At 38.5% G+C, this 18580-nt stretch carries 18 protein-coding genes; all 18 read left to right on the top strand.

What is annotated here, in order from left to right; translation table 11 throughout:
• Positions 1 to 73: 73 nt before the first annotated feature.
• The 18 genes from QM928_RS02450 (at position 74) to dnaJ (ending at position 18393) form a co-directional block, all read left to right on the top strand.
• Positions 74 to 1471 carry an HNH endonuclease gene (locus QM928_RS02450; RefSeq protein WP_414273301.1) on the top strand — a complete coding sequence of 466 codons (1398 nt, stop codon included), beginning with the start codon at positions 74 to 76 and terminating at the stop codon, positions 1469 to 1471.
• Positions 1468 to 3228, top strand: a complete 1761-nt coding sequence (locus QM928_RS02445) for an AAA family ATPase (protein WP_414295036.1) — start codon at positions 1468 to 1470, stop codon at positions 3226 to 3228. Before QM928_RS02450 ends, QM928_RS02445 begins: the two co-directional genes overlap by 4 nt.
• A gap of 307 nt (positions 3229 to 3535) precedes the next feature.
• Positions 3536 to 4486 (top strand): 16S rRNA (cytosine(1402)-N(4))-methyltransferase RsmH, encoded by a 951-nt coding sequence (gene rsmH, locus QM928_RS02440; protein WP_075228524.1) that lies wholly within the window; start codon positions 3536 to 3538, stop codon positions 4484 to 4486.
• A gap of 9 nt (positions 4487 to 4495) precedes the next feature.
• Positions 4496 to 4813 carry a cell division protein FtsL gene (gene ftsL, locus QM928_RS02435; protein ID WP_414295035.1) on the top strand — a complete coding sequence of 106 codons (318 nt, stop codon included), beginning with the start codon at positions 4496 to 4498 and terminating at the stop codon, positions 4811 to 4813.
• Between the two features lie 3 nt (positions 4814 to 4816).
• Entirely contained in the window at positions 4817 to 7072 is a 2256-nt protein-coding gene (gene pbp2X / locus QM928_RS02430) for a penicillin-binding protein PBP2X (protein WP_414295034.1), read from the top strand.
• Position 7073: 1 nt separating this feature from the next.
• Complete coding sequence (mraY, locus tag QM928_RS02425) at positions 7074 to 8054, top strand: phospho-N-acetylmuramoyl-pentapeptide-transferase (protein WP_248034727.1); 981 nt, start codon at positions 7074 to 7076, stop codon at positions 8052 to 8054.
• Positions 8055 to 8183: 129 nt separating this feature from the next.
• Positions 8184 to 8711, top strand: coding sequence for an FUSC family protein (locus QM928_RS02420; RefSeq protein ID WP_075231555.1), 528 nt, complete (start codon positions 8184 to 8186; stop codon positions 8709 to 8711).
• Between the two features lie 75 nt (positions 8712 to 8786).
• Positions 8787 to 9143: a transcriptional repressor GlnR gene (gene glnR / locus QM928_RS02415; protein ID WP_000659543.1), complete on the top strand. Its 357-nt coding sequence runs from the start codon at positions 8787 to 8789 to the stop codon at positions 9141 to 9143.
• A gap of 35 nt (positions 9144 to 9178) precedes the next feature.
• Positions 9179 to 10525: a type I glutamate--ammonia ligase gene (glnA, locus tag QM928_RS02410; RefSeq protein ID WP_075231545.1), complete on the top strand. Its 1347-nt coding sequence runs from the start codon at positions 9179 to 9181 to the stop codon at positions 10523 to 10525.
• Between the two features lie 118 nt (positions 10526 to 10643).
• Positions 10644 to 10964, top strand: coding sequence for a PadR family transcriptional regulator (locus QM928_RS02405; RefSeq protein ID WP_414295033.1), 321 nt, complete (start codon positions 10644 to 10646; stop codon positions 10962 to 10964).
• Positions 10964 to 11539 (top strand): DUF2812 domain-containing protein, encoded by a 576-nt coding sequence (locus QM928_RS02400; RefSeq protein ID WP_414295032.1) that lies wholly within the window; start codon positions 10964 to 10966, stop codon positions 11537 to 11539. Before QM928_RS02405 ends, QM928_RS02400 begins: the two co-directional genes overlap by 1 nt.
• A 34-nt stretch (positions 11540 to 11573) precedes the next feature.
• A complete protein-coding gene (locus QM928_RS02395; RefSeq protein ID WP_414295031.1) occupies positions 11574 to 12080 on the top strand; it encodes a DUF2812 domain-containing protein in 507 nt (168 codons plus the stop codon).
• A gap of 167 nt (positions 12081 to 12247) precedes the next feature.
• Positions 12248 to 13282, top strand: a complete 1035-nt coding sequence (hrcA, locus tag QM928_RS02390; protein ID WP_414295030.1) for a heat-inducible transcriptional repressor HrcA — start codon at positions 12248 to 12250, stop codon at positions 13280 to 13282.
• Positions 13283 to 13308: 26 nt separating this feature from the next.
• Positions 13309 to 13824, top strand: a complete 516-nt coding sequence (grpE, locus tag QM928_RS02385) for a nucleotide exchange factor GrpE (protein ID WP_045763635.1) — start codon at positions 13309 to 13311, stop codon at positions 13822 to 13824.
• Between the two features lie 257 nt (positions 13825 to 14081).
• Complete coding sequence (gene dnaK / locus QM928_RS02380; RefSeq protein WP_414295029.1) at positions 14082 to 15905, top strand: molecular chaperone DnaK; 1824 nt, start codon at positions 14082 to 14084, stop codon at positions 15903 to 15905.
• A 13-nt stretch (positions 15906 to 15918) separates the two neighbouring features.
• Positions 15919 to 16293, top strand: a complete 375-nt coding sequence (locus tag QM928_RS02375; protein ID WP_414295028.1) for a hypothetical protein — start codon at positions 15919 to 15921, stop codon at positions 16291 to 16293.
• Between the two features lie 63 nt (positions 16294 to 16356).
• Positions 16357 to 16947 (top strand): DJ-1/PfpI family protein, encoded by a 591-nt coding sequence (locus QM928_RS02370; protein WP_414295027.1) that lies wholly within the window; start codon positions 16357 to 16359, stop codon positions 16945 to 16947.
• A gap of 309 nt (positions 16948 to 17256) precedes the next feature.
• Positions 17257 to 18393: a molecular chaperone DnaJ gene (dnaJ, locus tag QM928_RS02365; RefSeq protein ID WP_060955286.1), complete on the top strand. Its 1137-nt coding sequence runs from the start codon at positions 17257 to 17259 to the stop codon at positions 18391 to 18393.
• Positions 18394 to 18580 lie beyond the last annotated feature (187 nt).

Raw genomic sequence — 18580 nt, 5'->3', positions numbered from 1 at the left:
TATATAAACAAAAGGCCGTAAAAACGGTCTTTTGTGGTATAATTATGATTAAACTAAGCTTTAGAGGTGAAAAATGATTCCGATAAAAAAGGGCAATTCTAAACAAGTATATGAATTGTGTCGTTATATTTATGAGAAATTACCAGAAAAAGACGAATTAGATATGTTAATTTTTAAGAATTTTGGATCTCACAATGGATTGGAAGACTATTTTACACAACAAGATAGAGCCTTTCTAAAACTTATGACGGCGGACTACTCTACCTTACTAAACGTAAAGGAAAAAATAGATAGCTCATCTGATGTTGAATGGGTTTTTAAAATACATGTGGAGAAATTTTCTGATTTGGTTAATCATATTTATAGTCATTTAAAAAACGATTTTATAGAAAAGTGTGATGAGGAAATTAAGCAGCTAAAAATAGGGCATATTAGAGGAGTAAGTACTAGTATTAATCTGAAAAGAATATTATCATATGAGATTGATGATAATCTAGATAAAATTCGAAAAAAGAAAAATTTGACTGACAATATACGGATTATTGTTGATAGAACAAAGAATACAAGAGAATTTATCGACTTGATTAAGAAGAATTTAAAATCTGAATTCGTAAAGGACTTTGAAGATATATTTCCGGATAAAATGGATATTTTGGTTGAAATGATGAGCTCAAAAAAATCGTTTAATGATTTAGTGCAAAGCTACAAGTTTGATGGAATTTATACTAAAAAATCTCATACAAAATTGAAGGATTATATTGTTGAACGATACAAAGAAAAGTTGGAATCCCATTATAATAAAATAGACAAAAAAGAGTTAGTTCGCATAACTGGTGTCACAGTTTGTCCATATTGTAATCGTAATTTTATTAATGTGACGGAAGAAGCAAATACGAGCCAACTGGATCATTTTTTCCCTAAGAATGAATATCCTCTATTCGCTTTATGTTTTTACAATCTAATTCCTTCTTGTTATGGTTGTAATAATAAAAAGAGTACGAGTAAATTTTATATCTCTCCCTATGACGAAAGTATAACTGATATTGATGAATTGTTGAAATTTTCTTTGAATATAAAGTCTGCAGATTTTATTAATAATTCAGAAAGTATTGATATTATAATCAAGGATGACATATCGGAGGAGGAGTTAAAACAATTAGAAAGCAAGGATAAATTAAGTGTCAGACAGAAATTATTGAAGGATAAATATGTGATTGATACAAGAAATCTATACAAACTACATGCGGATATAGTTCAAGAGTTGCTATGGAAACATGAAATTTATAATAAAGATTATAAAGCAGGTTTATGTCAAATATTTGCGGATTCAAGTAAATATTTTTCAGACTCTGAAATAGATAGAATGATAGTTGGTTATTACACAGACCAAGAAAATTATGGGAATAGACCACTTTCAAAAATGGTTACAGATATTAGCAAAGAAATTGGACTAGTGGGAGAAGAAGAATGAAATTAATTGCTTTGGTGATTAAACAGTATGATGAACTTTTTAAAAATCAAATTTTTAATTTTTCAGACGAATATAAAGTAAATTTTGATTTTGAAACGAATGAATTAAGAATTGATAAAAATCCAGACTATATTGAAAACTTTTATGGAGAGTCTATTTATAATATTTCACCAATAGTTGGGATAAATGGGACTGGAAAGACAACGATTTTAAACATAATTAGTAATCACTCACCATATAAATACGAACAAGACCCTGATAATCAATATTTATCCCTTTTTGAACTAGGAAAACAGGAAGATCGAGTAAGATTTAATATTTCTTCCAATAATCTATTTGTTGATACTGATGGTAATCAGAATAGGAGTTTTAATTATATTCTAGAAGATAATTATGATCCTCAAAAGATCCTATACGTTAATTTGCTAAATAAGGGAGGAGGAACTATTGGATATCATACAACATTGAATCAAGAAGGATTGGCAATGTTTATATATTCGTATTTGTGGTTGAGCAATCGTAAAATTGTTAGTTCAGTTTTATCTTGTTCATTGGAGATTGACCCCTATGGTTTAAAAGATTATAGCGACTCAATTCCGAGAGGGATAAATGCCATAGGTTTTTTTATATATAAGTCCATACATAATATTTTTTATGAGGAAGATGAATTTATAAAGAAATGCTTATCTGAATCTTTATTATCTAAATGTGAAAAATATTTAAAAGAAGATGTTTTTGATTATGAGAAGTCGGGATTTAATTTGCTTTTAGATATAGTAAAAGAATTAAACCAAAATGAAGTAAAGGAGGAAGAAAATGAATTAAGGGATGAAACAAGAAAAGTAAAAAAAGATTATGTGGAATCCATAATTGATATAGTTAAAATTTTTAAAGAAATCCGAGAAAATGGTTCTTTAATTGATAATTATTCTTCTTCAATTTTGCTAAAATACTCCAACAATAATAGAAGATTATTTGAAGACCTTAATGACAGACTACTTCAGTATACAAAATCAAAAGGACCAATGCGTGATTTATGTTATGATTTAAATAAAAGCTTTAATAATTATTATTTGTTAAAAGAGACTCCTGATTATCATATGTCAACTGGGGAAGGAAACTTGATTGAAATATTTTCACAGCTTTATACGTATCTATCTATGCATGAAGAAAGTTCTGGGGATATTATACTGCTAGTTGATGAATTAGAATCGGGAATGCATCTAGAGTGGTCTAGGAGATTAATTAAAATTCTCATTGATAATCTTTCTGAAATATTGGAAGACGAGGGAAAAGGTAGGGAGATTCAACTCATCTTCACAACTCATTCCCCTTACATGCTTTCGGACATTAAACCAGGAAATGTGATTATGATTGAAACGAATCAAGAAACGGGATATTCAGAAGGAAAAGTTTTACAAAATACTTTCGCTAAAAATATACAAGAAATCATGAAGGAAAATTTGATTGATAATATTTATGGTGATTTTGCCTTAGCAAAGATTAATTCTATGATAAGTAGACTAAATGGAGAAATGACGCAGGCAGAAAATGAAGAAGAACTATTAAAAGAAATTCATTTGATTAGCGAGCCTATTCTTCGTAATAAATTATTAGAGATGTATGATAAGAAATACAATACCTCAGAATTTAGTATTGAGAAACAACTACTAAAATGGGGTCTCACTGATGAACAACGCCAGAAGGTCAGAGAAATGGTCAAAACAAATAATAGGGCTGTTAATACGGAAATTTAATTAGGTTTTTTAAAATGTTGGAGTGATTAAAGTAGATACTTTTAAAATTAGTAATGGAGTATTATAGTCTAATATATGTTCTCTCTCCCTATTTACTCAGCTTTTTCATCTGAATAGAGAAATACCTATTTGTGTGGTTTATTTTAAAGAATGTAATGAGTATGTCTTAGACTCTGAGATGGCTACATCACTTAAACTCCCTCTATTTTGTCGAGTCACCTCTTGCATATAAAGATTAAAGTAGTAAGGAAAGGTTTTTGCTTTAGCGAGTGCAAGCTAGTCAGAATTGTGGTAAAATAGATAAGATATGACTAAAGAATTTCATCATGTAACGGTCATGCTCCATGAAACCATTGATATGCTTGATGTAAAACCTGACGGTATTTACGTTGATGCGACCTTGGGTGGAGCAGGCCATAGCGAGTATTTATTAAGTAAATTAAGTGAAAAGGGGCATCTCTATGCCTTTGACCAGGACCAGAATGCCATTGACAACGCCCAAAAACGTCTGGCGCCTTATATCGAAAAAGGAATGGTTACCTTCATCAAGGACAACTTCCGTCATTTGCAAGCACGTTTGCAGGAAGCGGGTGTAGAAGAAATTGATGGCATTTGTTATGACTTGGGAGTTTCTAGCCCGCAGTTGGATCAGCGTGAGCGTGGTTTTTCTTATAAAAAGGATGCGCCACTGGATATGCGGATGAATCAGGAAGCTAGCTTGACAGCTTATGAGGTTGTTAATCACTATGACTATCATGACTTGGTGCGAATCTTTTTCAAATATGGAGAAGACAAGTTTTCCAAACAGATCGCTCGGAAGATTGAACAGGCGCGTGAGCTGAAGCCGATTGAGACTACGACAGAATTGGCCGAGATTATCAAGTCTGCTAAACCTGCCAAGGAACTCAAGAAAAAAGGTCATCCGGCCAAGCAAATTTTCCAAGCTATCCGTATTGAAGTCAATGATGAACTTGGGGCTGCAGATGAGTCCATCCAACAAGCTATGGAATTACTAGCAGTGGACGGAAGAATCTCTGTCATTACCTTTCATTCACTGGAAGATCGTTTGACCAAGCAATTGTTCAAGGAAGCTTCAACAGTAGAAGTGCCAAAAGGCTTACCTTTCATCCCAGATGATCTTAAGCCCAAGATGGAATTAGTCTCTCGCAAACCGATTCTACCAAGCAAGGAGGAGTTGGAGGCCAATAATCGTTCCCACTCAGCCAAGTTACGAGTAGCTCGAAAAATTCATAAGTAAGGGGATAAAATGGTAGAAAAAAGAGAAACAACGAGCCAATTACTGCAAGCTCGTATCAAGAGATTTTCACGTGTTGAGAAGGCCTTTTACCTTTCGATTGCCATTACAGCTCTTGTCTTAGCCATCAGTGTGATCTATATGCAAACCAAGCTCCTGCAAGTTCAAAGTGATTTGACAACTGTCAACAGACAGATTGAGGAGAAAAAGACGGAGCTGGACGACGCTAAGCAAGAAGTCAATGAATTGATTCGCTCAGAACGTCTGGCGGGTGTCGCGGATTCGCAAGACTTGCAATTAAACAATGGAAATATCCGATCGGCGGAGTAATATATGAAAACATGGAAAGAAAAAATAGTACACTTTGCCATTAAGAATCGCAGAACTCCTCTAGAAAACCGCAGACGAGTTGGAAAAAGCCTTAGTCTCTTGGCTGTCATTCTCTTTGCTGTTTTTTTGGTTAACTTTGCGGTGATTATTGGTACGGGAAAGAAGTTTGGTGTTGACCTGGTCAAAGAAGCTTATAAGGTTCATCAAACAACTCGAACAGTCCCTGCTAAGAGGGGAACCATTTATGATCGTAATGGAACTCCGATTGCAGAAGATGCAACCTCCTATAATGTTTATGCGGTCATTGATAAGGATTATAAGTCTGCGAATGGAGATATTCTGTATGTTGAGGAATCTCAGTACAATAAGGTAGCCGAAATTTTCCATAAGTACTTGGATATGGAGGAGACCTACGTCAAAGATCAACTCTCTCAACCCAATCTCAAACAGGTTTCCTTTGGTACTAAAGGAAATGGGATTACCTACGCAAATATGATGTCCATAAAAAAGGATCTAGAAGCTGCCAAGGTTGAGGGAGTAGATTTTACTACAAGCCCCAATCGAAGTTATCCAAATGGGAAATTTGCTTCATCCTTCATTGGTCTAGCCCAGCTTCATGAAAATGAAGATGGTTCAAAGAGCCTTATTGGAACATCTGGTATTGAAAGCTCCTTGAATAGATTGTTAGCAGGGACAGATGGTATTATTACCTATGAAAAGGATCGTTTGGGGAATATCGTTCCTGGTACGGAACAAGTCACTCAACAAACCGTAGATGGAAAAGATGTCTACACGACAATATCTAGTCCTTTGCAATCCTTTATGGAAAGCCAAATGGATGCCTTCCAGGAAAAAGTGAAAGGCAAGTACATGACTGCGACCTTGGTTAGCGCCAAGACAGGAGAAATTCTGGCCACGACTCAAAGGCCGACCTTTGATGCTGATACCAAAGATGGGATTACTGAGGATTTTGTTTGGCGTGATATCCTTTACCAAAGTAACTATGAACCGGGTTCAACTATGAAGGTGATGACCTTAGCGGCAGCTATAGATAATAACACCTTCCCTGGTGGAGAATATTTCAACAGCAGTGAACTAAAGGTGGCGGATGCTATCATCAAAGACTGGGATGTCAATGAAGGTTTGACCAGTGGTGGAATGATGACCTTCTCGCAAGGTTTTGCTCACTCTAGTAACATCGGTATGACTCTCCTTGAGCAGAAAATGGGAGATGCTACTTGGTTAGACTACCTCAATCGTTTCAAATTTGGAGTTCCGACTCGTTTTGGGATGAGTGATGAATACGCTGGTCAACTCCCTGAAGACAATATTGTTAATATTGCTATGAGTTCCTTTGGTCAAGGGATTTCAGTTACGCAAACTCAGATGCTTCGAGCTTTTACAGCTATTGCCAATGATGGGGTTATGTTGGAGCCTAAATTTATCAGTGCCCTTTATGACCCAAATGATCAAACGGTACGTAAGTCACAAAAGGAAGTTGTGGGAAATCCTGTTTCCAAGGAAGCAGCTAGCTTGACTCGAGACCACATGGTGATGGTTGGTACAGATCCTGCCTATGGTACAATGTACAATCATAGTACAGGGAAAGGAACAATCAACGTTCCTGGCTATAATGTGGCATTGAAATCAGGAACTGCCCAGATTGCGGATGAACAAAATGGAGGCTATCTAAAAGGTTCAACCAACTATATTTTCTCAGTTGTCTCTATGCACCCAGCTGAAAATCCAGATTTCATCCTCTATGTGACCGTTCAACAGCCAGAACATTACTCAGGAATACAGTTAGGAGAATTTGCCAACCCTATTCTGGAAAGAGCTTCAGCAATGAAAGATACACTCAATCTTCAATCAACAGCTAAAAGCTTGGATCAGGTAACATCTACAACTAGTTATGCCATGCCAGAAATGAAGGATTATAGCCCTGGAGATCTAGCTGAGGAACTCCGTCGTAACCTTGTACAACCAATTGTTATCGGTTCGGGAACAAAAATCAAAGAAAGCTCTGTAGCAGAAGGAACCAATCTAGACGCCAATCAGCAAATCTTACTCCTTTCAGATAAGGTAGAAGAGATGCCTGACTTATATGGCTGGTCTAAGAAAAATGTTGAAACCTTTGCCAAATGGCTGAATATCCAAGTTGAGTTTGAAGGCACAGGAGAAACTGTTAAAAAGCAAAGTGTTCGTGCCAATACAGCTTTAAAAGATTTACAGAAAATAAAAATAACATTAGGAGATTAGAATGCTTATTTCTATCTTTGCTGGAGTGATTGCCTTTATTCTAACAGTCATAGGAATTCCAGCCTTTATCCGTTTTTACCATAAAGCACAGATTACCGGTCAACAGATGCATGAAGATGTCAAACAACACCAAGCAAAAGCCGGGACACCAACAATGGGAGGACTCGTCTTTCTCCTAGCAGGAGTTTTAGTTAGTCTGGTCCTTGCTCTCGTGACTAATCAATTAACCAATAATGTCGGAATGATCCTCTTTATCCTGGTCTTATATGGTTTGGTCGGTTTCTTGGACGATTTCCTCAAGGTTTTCCGCAAAATCAATGAAGGACTTAATCCTAAACAGAAGCTCTTGCTTCAGTTGGTCGGAGGAGTTATCTTCTATTTCTTCTATGAAAGAGGTGGAGATATCTTAAATGTATTTGGTTATCCCTTGCAATTAGGTGTTCTGTATATTTTCTTTGCCCTCTTTTGGTTAGTCGGTTTTTCAAATGCAGTTAACCTGACTGATGGAATCGATGGCTTGGCAAGTATTTCGGTGGTGATTAGCCTATCTGCCTACGGAGTGATTGCCTATGTGCAAAATCAGCTCGATATCTTACTAGTGATTGTAGCTATGATTGGTGGTCTTCTTGGCTTCTTTGTCTTTAACCACAAGCCAGCTAAAGTCTTTATGGGGGACGTAGGAAGTCTAGCCCTTGGAGGAATGTTGGCTGCTATTTCCATGGCTCTTCACCAAGAGTGGACGTTACTCTTGATTGGTTTGGTCTATGTTTTTGAGACCACATCTGTTATGATGCAAGTCACCTACTTTAAGTTGACTGGAGGAAAACGTATCTTCCGTATGACACCAGTTCACCACCATTTTGAGTTGGGGGGCTTTTCTGGGAAAGGCCAAGCTTGGAGTGAGTGGAAGGTCGACTTCTTCTTCTGGGGAGTGGGCTTGCTCGCTAGTCTCTTGACTTTAGTTTTCATGTATTTGTTCTAAAAAGAGAGTGTGGAATCATCAGATAGAGAAGGATTAAGTTCCTTCTCTTTTTTATTTCCATCAGTTTATTGCATCCCCTTCTCAAAAATAGGTAAATTTATGGTAAAATGGAAATAGAAAGTTGAAATGATGAGTTATTTTAAAAAGTATAGATTTGACAAATCCAAGTTTAAGTTAGGGATGCGAACTTTCAAGACAGGGATCGCTGTTTTTTTAGTTCTCATGATTTTTGGTTTTTTTGGTTGGAAAGGACTTCAGATTGGAGCCTTGACTGCAGTTTTTAGTTTAAGAGAAGACTTTGACAAGAGTGTTCATTTTGGTACTTCTCGTATTCTCGGAAATAGTATCGGTGGTTTTTATGCCCTGATTTTCTTTCTCTTAAATAATCTTTTTCACGGCTCCTTCTGGGTAACCCTCCTTGTTGTTCCAATTTGCACCATGTTAACCATTATGACAAATGTTGCTATGAACAATAAAGCAGGTGTTATCGGTGGAGTTGCGGCTATGTTGATTATTACCTTATCAATTCCAAATGGTGAGACTGTTTTGTACGTGTTTGCCCGAGTTTTTGAAACATTTATGGGTGTTTTTGTGGCAATTCTTGTAAATTACGATATTGATCGTTTACGAAGTATTTTAGAGAAAAAAGAAAAATAATGTTATAAGATATAACATTATTGATTGACGATTGAATTTTTTTAGACTATAATAGACAGAAAGAAGGAAGTGTACATGAAGGAAAAAGAATTTCGTCGCAATATGGCAGTTTTCCCTATTGGCAGTGTTATGAAACTGACCGATCTTTCGGCGCGCCAAATTCGTTACTATGAAGACCAGGAATTGATTAAGCCTGATCGTAACGAGGGCAATCGCCGTATGTATTCTTTGAATGACATGGATCGATTGCTTGAGATTAAAGATTATATCTCTGAAGGTCTTAACATTGCTGCCATCAAGAAAAAATATGCTGAACGTGAGGCGAAGTCTAAGAAACCAGTGAGTCAAACTGAAGTGCGTAGAGCGCTTCGGAATGAAGTTCTCCAGCAAAGTCGCTTCGCTTCTCAACAATCACCTTTTGGTCGCGGTTAGGCAACCGCAAGTCGTCATATATAAGGAGAAAAACCATGCCAATCACAGCTGCAGATATTCGTCGTGAAGTTAAGGAAAAAAATGTAACCTTTATCCGTCTCATGTTTTCAGATATTTTGGGAACTATGAAAAACGTCGAAATTCCTGCTACAGATGAACAACTAGACAAGGTCTTGTCAAACAAGGCTATGTTTGATGGATCTTCTATTGAAGGGTTTGTTCGTATCAACGAATCAGATATGTACCTCTACCCTGACTTGGACACTTGGACAGTCTTTCCTTGGGGAGATGAGAACGGTAGTGTCGCAGGATTGATCTGTGATGTCTATACAACAGAAGGGGAACCATTTGCTGGAGATCCTCGTGGAAACCTCAAACGTGCTCTTCGCCACATGGAAGAAGTTGGATTCAAGTCTTTCAACCTTGGACCAGAACCAGAATTCTTCCTATTTAAACTGGATGAGAATGGTGATCCAACTCTTGAGGTAAATGACAAGGGTGGTTACTTTGATTTGGCGCCTACAGACCTTGCCGATAACACTCGTCGTGAGATTGTTAACGTCTTGACCAAAATGGGATTTGAAGTAGAAGCGAGTCACCACGAGGTTGCGGTTGGACAACACGAGATTGACTTTAAGTACGATGAAGTTCTCCGTGCCTGTGATAAGATTCAAATTTTTAAACTTGTTGTTAAAACTATTGCTCGCAAACATGGGCTTTACGCAACCTTTATGGCCAAACCAAAATTTGGTATTGCTGGATCAGGTATGCACTGTAATATGTCCTTGTTTGATGCTGAAGGGAACAATGCTTTCTTTGATCCAAATGATCCAAAAGGTATGCAACTATCAGAAACAGCTTATCATTTCCTTGGAGGTTTGATCAAGCACGCTTACAACTTTACAGCTATTACCAACCCAACAGTGAACTCATACAAACGTTTGGTTCCAGGCTATGAAGCGCCTGTTTACATTGCTTGGGCTGGTCGTAACCGTTCGCCACTTGTGCGCGTGCCTGCTTCACGTGGTATGGGAACTCGTCTTGAGTTGCGTTCAGTGGATCCAATGGCTAATCCGTACATCGCTATGGCGGTTCTGTTGGAAGTTGGTCTGCATGGTATTGAAAACAAAATCGAAGCACCAGCTCCTATCGAAGAAAATATCTACATCATGACAGCAGAAGAGCGTAAGGAAGCTGGTATTACAGACCTTCCATCAACTCTTCACAACGCTTTGAAGGCTTTGACTGAGGATGAGGTGGTTAAGGCTGCTCTAGGAGATCACATCTACACCAGCTTCCTTGAAGCTAAACGAATCGAATGGGCAAGTTATGCAACCTTCGTTTCACAATGGGAAGTTGATAACTACCTAGATCTTTACTAATAACAAATAATAAGATTGTCCGAGAGGACGATCTTTTTTTCTTGCATTTTATATCGAGGTGTGATATATTTTATATAACGAAGTGCGATATATCGAACTGAATTGGAGGTCTGGTTAAATGGAATTAACAGATAAGATTAGGAGGGTCTACCTTCCTATGACTGAAACGGGTTTTTATATTCTGTTCTGTCTGCAAAAGGAGAACCATGGTTATGGTATTACGCAAAAGGTCAAAGAGATGACAGATTCGCAGGTTTCGATTAGTCCTGGAACTATGTATGGAACCCTGTCAAAGATGGAAAAGGATGGTTTGATTTCCTTTGTCCGAGAAGAGGAAAAACGTAAAATCTATCAGATAACAGACTTAGGAAGAAAAGTTTTAGAGATTGAGTTGAAACGTATTGAACGACTCTACAGAAACAGTCAGGAGGAGTTTTGATGGAAAAGAAAGTTGTTTATAGGATTTGTACCATTGCGGATTATGATAGAGAGGCTCTCTATCTCAGGGGAATGCATGCTCAGGGCTGGAAACTTAAGGAAGTAAGCTACTCTAACTTAGTAGTTGCGGTTAAGTATACTTTTGAAAAGTGCCAACCAGAGCAGGTGATTTATCAGTTGGACTTTTATCCTATGAAAAAGTCAGAGAGAGTTTCCTATTTACAACTATTTAAAGATTGTGGCTGGGAGCATATTACAGACTTTAATGGTTTTTCCTACTTTAGAAAGCTTCATTCTGGAATTGAGTCGGATGCCGAGTTTGAAATTTATAATGACGCGGCCGGGAAGTTAGCAATGGTCAAGAAGATTTTAACAATGCGGATGCTTCCTATTTTGCTTCTCTTTTTAGCTCTACTACCGGTTTTCTCAAAGTTTGTCACTGGAGGTAGTTCTTTCAGTTGGGAAATGTTTTTGATTGTTATCATAGACTGTACTTTATTGATAGTTTTCGCGATTCAGATTTCTTATATTTTTTGGAGATTGTTTCAAAAGTGGAAAGAATTATCTGATAAATAAAACCATGCATGTTTTCTAATTTGGAGGTCATACAATGATTAGCAAAGTACAATTTCGAATGTTTACCATTTTTGATTTGGATAAGGTAGAAGATTATTTGCATGAGATGCATTTGAAAGGTTGGAAATATAAAGCGAACCGTTTTGGCTTTTTCTATTTTGAGCAATGCCAACCAGATGATGTGGTTTACTGTGTATGGAATACTAGCTACCTTAGAAAAAATGAGCTAGATTTACAAAGAATTAAGGATAGAGGATGGGAATTTGTGGGAAATTGTTCTTATTCTGTTTTTCGAAAAGCAACTTGTGATGTAGATTTAAATGATCAATCTTTCATGAACAATCATCTTCGATGGGATGTTGTGAAATCTGGACTTCGTACATCGATAGTTTCTATCTCTGGAGGTCTAGTTGTTTGTATGAGTCTGTTTCGCGAAAGCCTCTCTCATTCTTTCTTCCTTATTTTTGCCCTATATGCTCTTATGATTACTTATCTAATCTATAGTTTTTACAGACTTAAACGGAAATATCTGGTTGATTGACAATAGTTTCTAGGTCCTCAGACTGATTTTTAGCACTCTTGGCAAAAGAGTGCTAATTTTTTGAGTTTTTGTCTTGACATTCTCTTTTAAGGGTGTATAATAGAATCATAAGTTAGCACTTGGATGTGTCGAGTGCTAAAAAAGATCTATCAGAGAGGAGTAGCGAGATGGTTACAGAACGTCAGCAGAATATTTTAAATCTGATTATTGACATCTTTACCAAAACGCACGAACCTGTTGGATCCAAAGCCTTGCAAGAGTCTATCAACTCTAGTAGTGCTACCATTCGAAATGATATGGCAGCTCTAGAAAAGCAAGGTTTGCTTGAAAAGGCTCATACTTCCAGTGGTCGGATGCCCAGTGTGGCTGGATTTCAATACTATGTCAAACACTCCCTATCCTTTGACCGTTTAGCTGAAAATCAAGTTTATGAGATTGTAAAAGCCTTTGATCAGGAGTTCTTCAAGCTTGAGGATATCCTTCAAGAGGCAACGAAAATCTTGTCAGACTTGAGTGGTTGTACGGTTGTAGCACTGGATGTCGAACCAAGTAGGCAGAAGCTAACAGCTTTTGATATCGTTGTCCTCGGACAACATACAGCACTGGCAGTTTTTACGCTTGATGAGTCTAGAACAGTTACCAGTCAGTTTTTGATTCCGAGAAATTTCTTGCAGGAGGATTTAAATCGCCTCAAGACCATGATTCAAGAGCGTTTCCTGGATCAAACTGTTTTGGATATTCACTACAAGATTCGGACAGAGATCCCGCAGATTATTCAACGTTACTTCACAACAACGGACAATGTTATGGACCTCGTTGAACATATCTTTAAAGAAATGTTCAATGAAAATATCGTGGTTTCTGGGAAAGTCAATCTTCTGAATTTCGCTAATTTAGCGGCCTATCAATTTTTTGATCAGCCACAAAAGGTAGCTTTGGAAATTCGAGAGAATCTGATTGGCGACCAGATGCGAAGTGTCCGAGTTGCGGATAGCCAAGAATCCTGCTTAGCTGATCTAGCAGTGATTAGCAGTAAGTTCCTGATTCCCTATCGTGGGTTTGGAATTCTGGCGATTATTGGTCCAGTAAATCTGGATTATCAACAATTGGTTAATCAACTCAACGTTGTCAATCGAGTTTTGACCATGAAGTTGACGGATTTTTACCGCTATCTCAGCAGCAATCACTATGAAGTGAATTAAGATTGAAATCATTAAAGGAGGCGAAAATGGCCCAAGATATAAAAAATGAAGAAGTAAAAGAAGAGGAAGTTGTGGAAACAGCTGAAGAAACAACTCCTGAGAAGTCTGAATTGGACTTGGCCAATGAACGTGCCGAAGAATTTGAAAATAAATACCTTCGTGCTCATGCAGAAATGCAAAACATTCAGCGCCGTGCCAATGAAGAGCGTCAACTCTTGCAACGTTATCGCAGCCAAGATTTGGCAAAAGCAATCTTACCATCACTGGATAACCTAGAACGTGCCCTTGCTGTTGAAGGTTTGACGGATGATGTGAAAAAGGGCTTGGAAATGGTCCAAGAAAGTTTGGTACATGCTCTGAAAGAAGAAGGAATTGAAGAAATTCCAGCAGATGGAGAATTTGACCATAACTACCATATGGCAATTCAAACAGTCCCAGCAGATGACGAGCATCCAGCAGACACCATCGCACAAGTCTTCCAAAAAGGCTATAAACTCCATGACCGCATCCTACGCCCAGCCATGGTGGTTGTATATAACTAGGCTAGAGAACTTAAAAGCCTTGTCCGAAACGACAATAAACTATGAAGAAAGATAAGAGGCAAGCCGGAGGCTTGCAAGGAAGATATTTCCCGCCGTGGTGAAAGTTTCAGTAGCTTCTGCTACTGAAACAGGGAATTTTTGAGACAATAGGCTCAAAAATAAGTGATGAAATCCCGAAGGGAGTTGCTCACGTCCCCACCACTTAAGGGAAATATCAAAAAATCAAAATTCGAATTAAAATTTAAGGAGAAAAACACATGTCTAAAATTATCGGTATTGACTTAGGTACAACAAACTCAGCAGTAGCAGTTCTTGAAGGAACTGAATCAAAAATCATCGCAAACCCAGAAGGAAACCGTACAACTCCATCTGTAGTTTCTTTCAAAAACGGTGAAATCATCGTTGGTGACGCTGCAAAACGTCAAGCAGTAACAAACCCAGATACAGTCATCTCTATCAAATCTAAGATGGGTACTTCTGAAAAAGTTTCTGCAAACGGTAAAGAATACACACCACAAGAAATCTCAGCTATGATCCTTCAATACTTGAAAGGTTACGCTGAAGAATACCTTGGTGAAAAAGTAACCAAGGCTGTTATCACAGTTCCAGCTTACTTCAATGATGCTCAACGTCAAGCAACAAAAGACGCTGGTAAAATCGCTGGTCTTGAAGTAGAACGTATCGTCAACGAACCAACTGCAGCAGCTCTTGCTTACGGTTTGGACAAGACAGACAAAGAAGAAAAAATCTTGGTATTCGACCTTGGTGGTGGTACATTCGACGTATCTATTCTTGAATTGGGTGATGGTGTCTTTGACGTATTGGCAACTGCAGGGGATAACAAACTCGGTGGTGACGACTTTGACCAAAAAATCATCGACTACTTAGTAGCAGAATTCAAGAAAGAAAACGGCATCGACTTGTCAGCTGACAAGATGGCTCTTCAACGTTTGAAAGACGCAGCTGAAAAAGCTAAGAAAGACCTTTCTGGAGTGACTTCAACTCAAATCAGCTTGCCATTCATCACTGCTGGTGAAGCTGGACCTCTTCACTTGGAAATGACTTTGACTCGTGCTAAATTCGATGATTTGACTCGTGACCTTGTAGAACGTACGAAAACTCCAGTTCGTCAAGCCCTTTCAGATGCAGGTTTGAGCTTGTCAGATATCGACGAAGTGATCCTTGTCGGTGGTTCAACTCGTATCCCTGCCGTTGTAGAAGCTGTTAAAGCTGAAACTGGTAAAGAACCAAACAAATCAGTGAACCCTGATGAAGTTGTGGCTATGGGTGCTGCAATCCAAGGTGGTGTCATCACTGGTGATGTAAAAGACGTTGTCCTTCTTGATGTAACGCCATTGTCACTTGGTATCGAAACAATGGGTGGAGTATTTACAAAACTTATCGACCGCAACACAACTATTCCAACATCTAAATCACAAGTCTTCTCAACTGCAGCAGACAACCAACCAGCCGTTGATATCCACGTTCTTCAAGGTGAACGCCCAATGGCAGCAGATAACAAGACTCTTGGACGTTTCCAATTGACAGATATCCCAGCTGCACCTCGTGGTATCCCACAAATCGAAGTAACATTTGACATCGACAAAAACGGTATCGTATCTGTTAAGGCAAAAGACCTTGGAACTCAAAAAGAACAAACAATTGTTATCCAATCTAACTCAGGTTTGACAGACGAAGAAATCGATCGCATGATGAAAGATGCAGAAGCAAACGCTGAAGCAGATAAGAAACGTAAGGAAGAAGTTGACCTTCGTAACGAAGTAGACCAAGCAATCTTTGCGACTGAAAAGACAATCAAAGAAACTGAAGGTAAAGGCTTCGATGCAGAACGTGATGCTGCCCAAGCTGCCCTCGATGAGCTTAAGAAAGCCCAAGAAGACAACAACTTGGACGAAATGAAAGCAAAACTTGAAGCATTGAACGAAAAAGCACAAGGACTTGCCGTTAAACTCTATGAACAAGCCGCAGCAGCCCAACAAGCACAAGCAGGAGCAGAAGGCGCACAAGCAACAGGAAACGCAGGCGATGACGTCGTAGACGGAGAGTTTACTGAGAAGTAATAAAGGATATACAATGTTAAAAGAAACAATTGAAGCGCTTAAAAAAAATCCTATTGATGAGCAATCTATCGCAGATCGTATTAATCGATATTTTTATGAGCAAGGCCTAGAAGATCTAATTGAGGCAGTTTATTTGGTAGAGAAATACTATGGTCATTATTGGTATGTGGGAGATTTCTCTATGAATACTACCGTAGTTAATGGTGGATTTCGCATTGGTTTAAATGATGAGTATGGTAAAACGAACATTTTTGTGGATGAAAATGGTGTAGATAGGATTGATGTAGATCGTCAAGAACTTCCTAATTTAGTAAAATTGTATTCCAACTTATTAGAATTGAATCTTGCTGATGAACTAGATAAGATGTTGTCAGGATTAGTTGATTAAAAACGAGAAATCCAGAGGTTGCAACCCAGCCTCTGTTTTTCGGTAAAATAGAGGATGTTGCGTATGAAAAAAGTACTTTGTATCATTTATCCTAATTTTTCTCTTTATGAAATAACCGCTTTAACGAGTACTTTAGCTCTGTCTTTTGACGTCACGATTGATTATGTCGCTTCAGATCACTCGATGGTGGTCTCTGAGGATGGTTTGCCCTGTCAACCAACGAAAACACTAGATCAGATCCGTATAGAAGAGTATTCTTGTGTGATTTTGCCAGGAATGGTAAACATAGGATCTGCCCTACAGGATGAGAAATTGATTTCGTTCTTGAGGGACCTTGGTGAGCGAGATGTCTTGATTGCAGCCATTTCTTCAGCGCCTCTTTTATTAGCGAAAGCAAGTTTGCTGAACGATACGAAATTTACAGGTGGAATTTGGCAAAACTTCTTTGATTATTTTGAATTTCTTCTACGTGAGAATTTCCAACCGAAAGTGCTTGTGCAAGATAAACAAATCATTACGGCTATAGGCTTTGCGCACCAAGAGTTTGCAAGAAAAGTAATTCTTAGTCTAGGTTTGGCAGAAAATACTGACAACTATTTTAAAGAACAGAACGAGTATGCTGAAGAGGATTTGATATTTACTCTATCAGACTAGGAGTTTGATCAAGTGAAGCGAAGTATAGAAAACATCCTCTAAAGATTACATGAAAATTATAGAAAGGAACAAAGAGTGTTCGGGGAATTGAACCCGAGTTCTAAAGTTTCTTACTCAATATGAAAGAAAGGAATTGAACCCGACCTACATCGTGGTTTGATTTACAACATCAATAGAAAGGAACAAAGAGCGTTCGGGGAATTGAACTCGAGCGGAAAGCTTGGAAATTAGATAAACCTCCTAAGAAATCAGGATTTCTTGTCGGTTTCCTAAATTTCAGTCGCTTTCTGTTCGCTCTTAGTATCTTGTATGAACAATACTGAATTTTATGACCGTTTGGGCGTTTCGAAAAATGCATCTCAAGATGAGATCAAGAGAGCCTATCGGAAATTATCTAAAAAATATCATCCAGATATCAACAAGGATCCTGGAGCAGAGGACAAGTACAAGGAAGTTCAAGAAGCTTATGAAACTTTGAGCGATGAACAGAAACGTGCTGCTTACGACCAATATGGTGCGGCTGGAGCCAACGGTGGCTTTGGTGGAGCAGGCGGTTTCGGTGGCTTCGATGGAGCTGGTGGCTTTGGTGGATTTGAGGATATCTTCTCAAGCTTCTTTGGTGGTGGCGGTGCATCACGTAATCCAAACGCCCCTCGTCAAGGTGACGACCTCCAGTATCGCGTTCATTTGACTTTTGAAGAAGCCATCTTTGGTACAGAAAAGGAAGTTAAATACAATCGTGAAGCTAGCTGTCGTACTTGTAATGGGTCTGGTGCTAAACCTGGAACAAGTCCAGTTACTTGTGGACGCTGTCATGGTTCAGGTGTGATCAATGTTGATACCCAAACACCTCTCGGTATGATGCGTCGCCAGGTAACCTGTGATGTCTGTCATGGCCGTGGTCAAGAAATCAAAGACCCATGTACAACCTGTCATGGAACAGGGCATGAAAAGCAAGCACATAGTGTGCATGTTAAAATCCCTGCTGGTGTGGAAACAGGTCAACAGATCCGCCTAGCTGGTCAAGGTGAAGCAGGATTTAACGGTGGACCATATGGTGACTTGTACGTGGTGGTTTCAGTTGAAGCTAGTGATAAGTTTGAACGTGAAGGAACCACTATCTTCTACAATCTCAACCTCAATTTTGTTCAAGCAGCACTTGGTGATACAGTAGACATCCCTACAGTTCACGGTGATGTTGAATTGGTTATCCCAGAGGGAACTCAGACTGGTAAACGATTCCGTCTACGTGGTAAAGGTGCGCCTAGCCTTCGTGGTGGTGCCCTTGGTGACCAATACGTTACTGTCAATGTGGTTACCCCAACAGGTTTGAATGACCGCCAAAAAGCAGCCTTGAAAGAATTCGCAGCTGCAGGTGATTTAAAAGTAAATCCAAAGAAAAAAGGCTTCTTTGACCACATTAAGGATGCCTTTGAAGGAGAATAAAGCATAAAGTAAAAAGAGCCTTCGGGCTCTTTTTCGTGCAATCTTTAGAATGTTATACTCAATGAAAATCAAAGAGCAAACTAGGAAGCTAGCCGCAGGCTGTACTTGAGTACGGCAAGGCGACGCTGGCGTGGTTTGAATTTGATTTTCTAAGAGTATTAGCATGGGAGAAATCATTCTCAGACTA

It is taken from the genome of Streptococcus infantis (assembly GCF_047460405.1).
GTDB lineage: Bacteria > Bacillota > Bacilli > Lactobacillales > Streptococcaceae > Streptococcus > Streptococcus infantis_Q.
The sequence above is the reverse complement of the archived record's forward strand: the minus strand, read 5'-3'. Positions and strand labels throughout refer to the sequence as shown.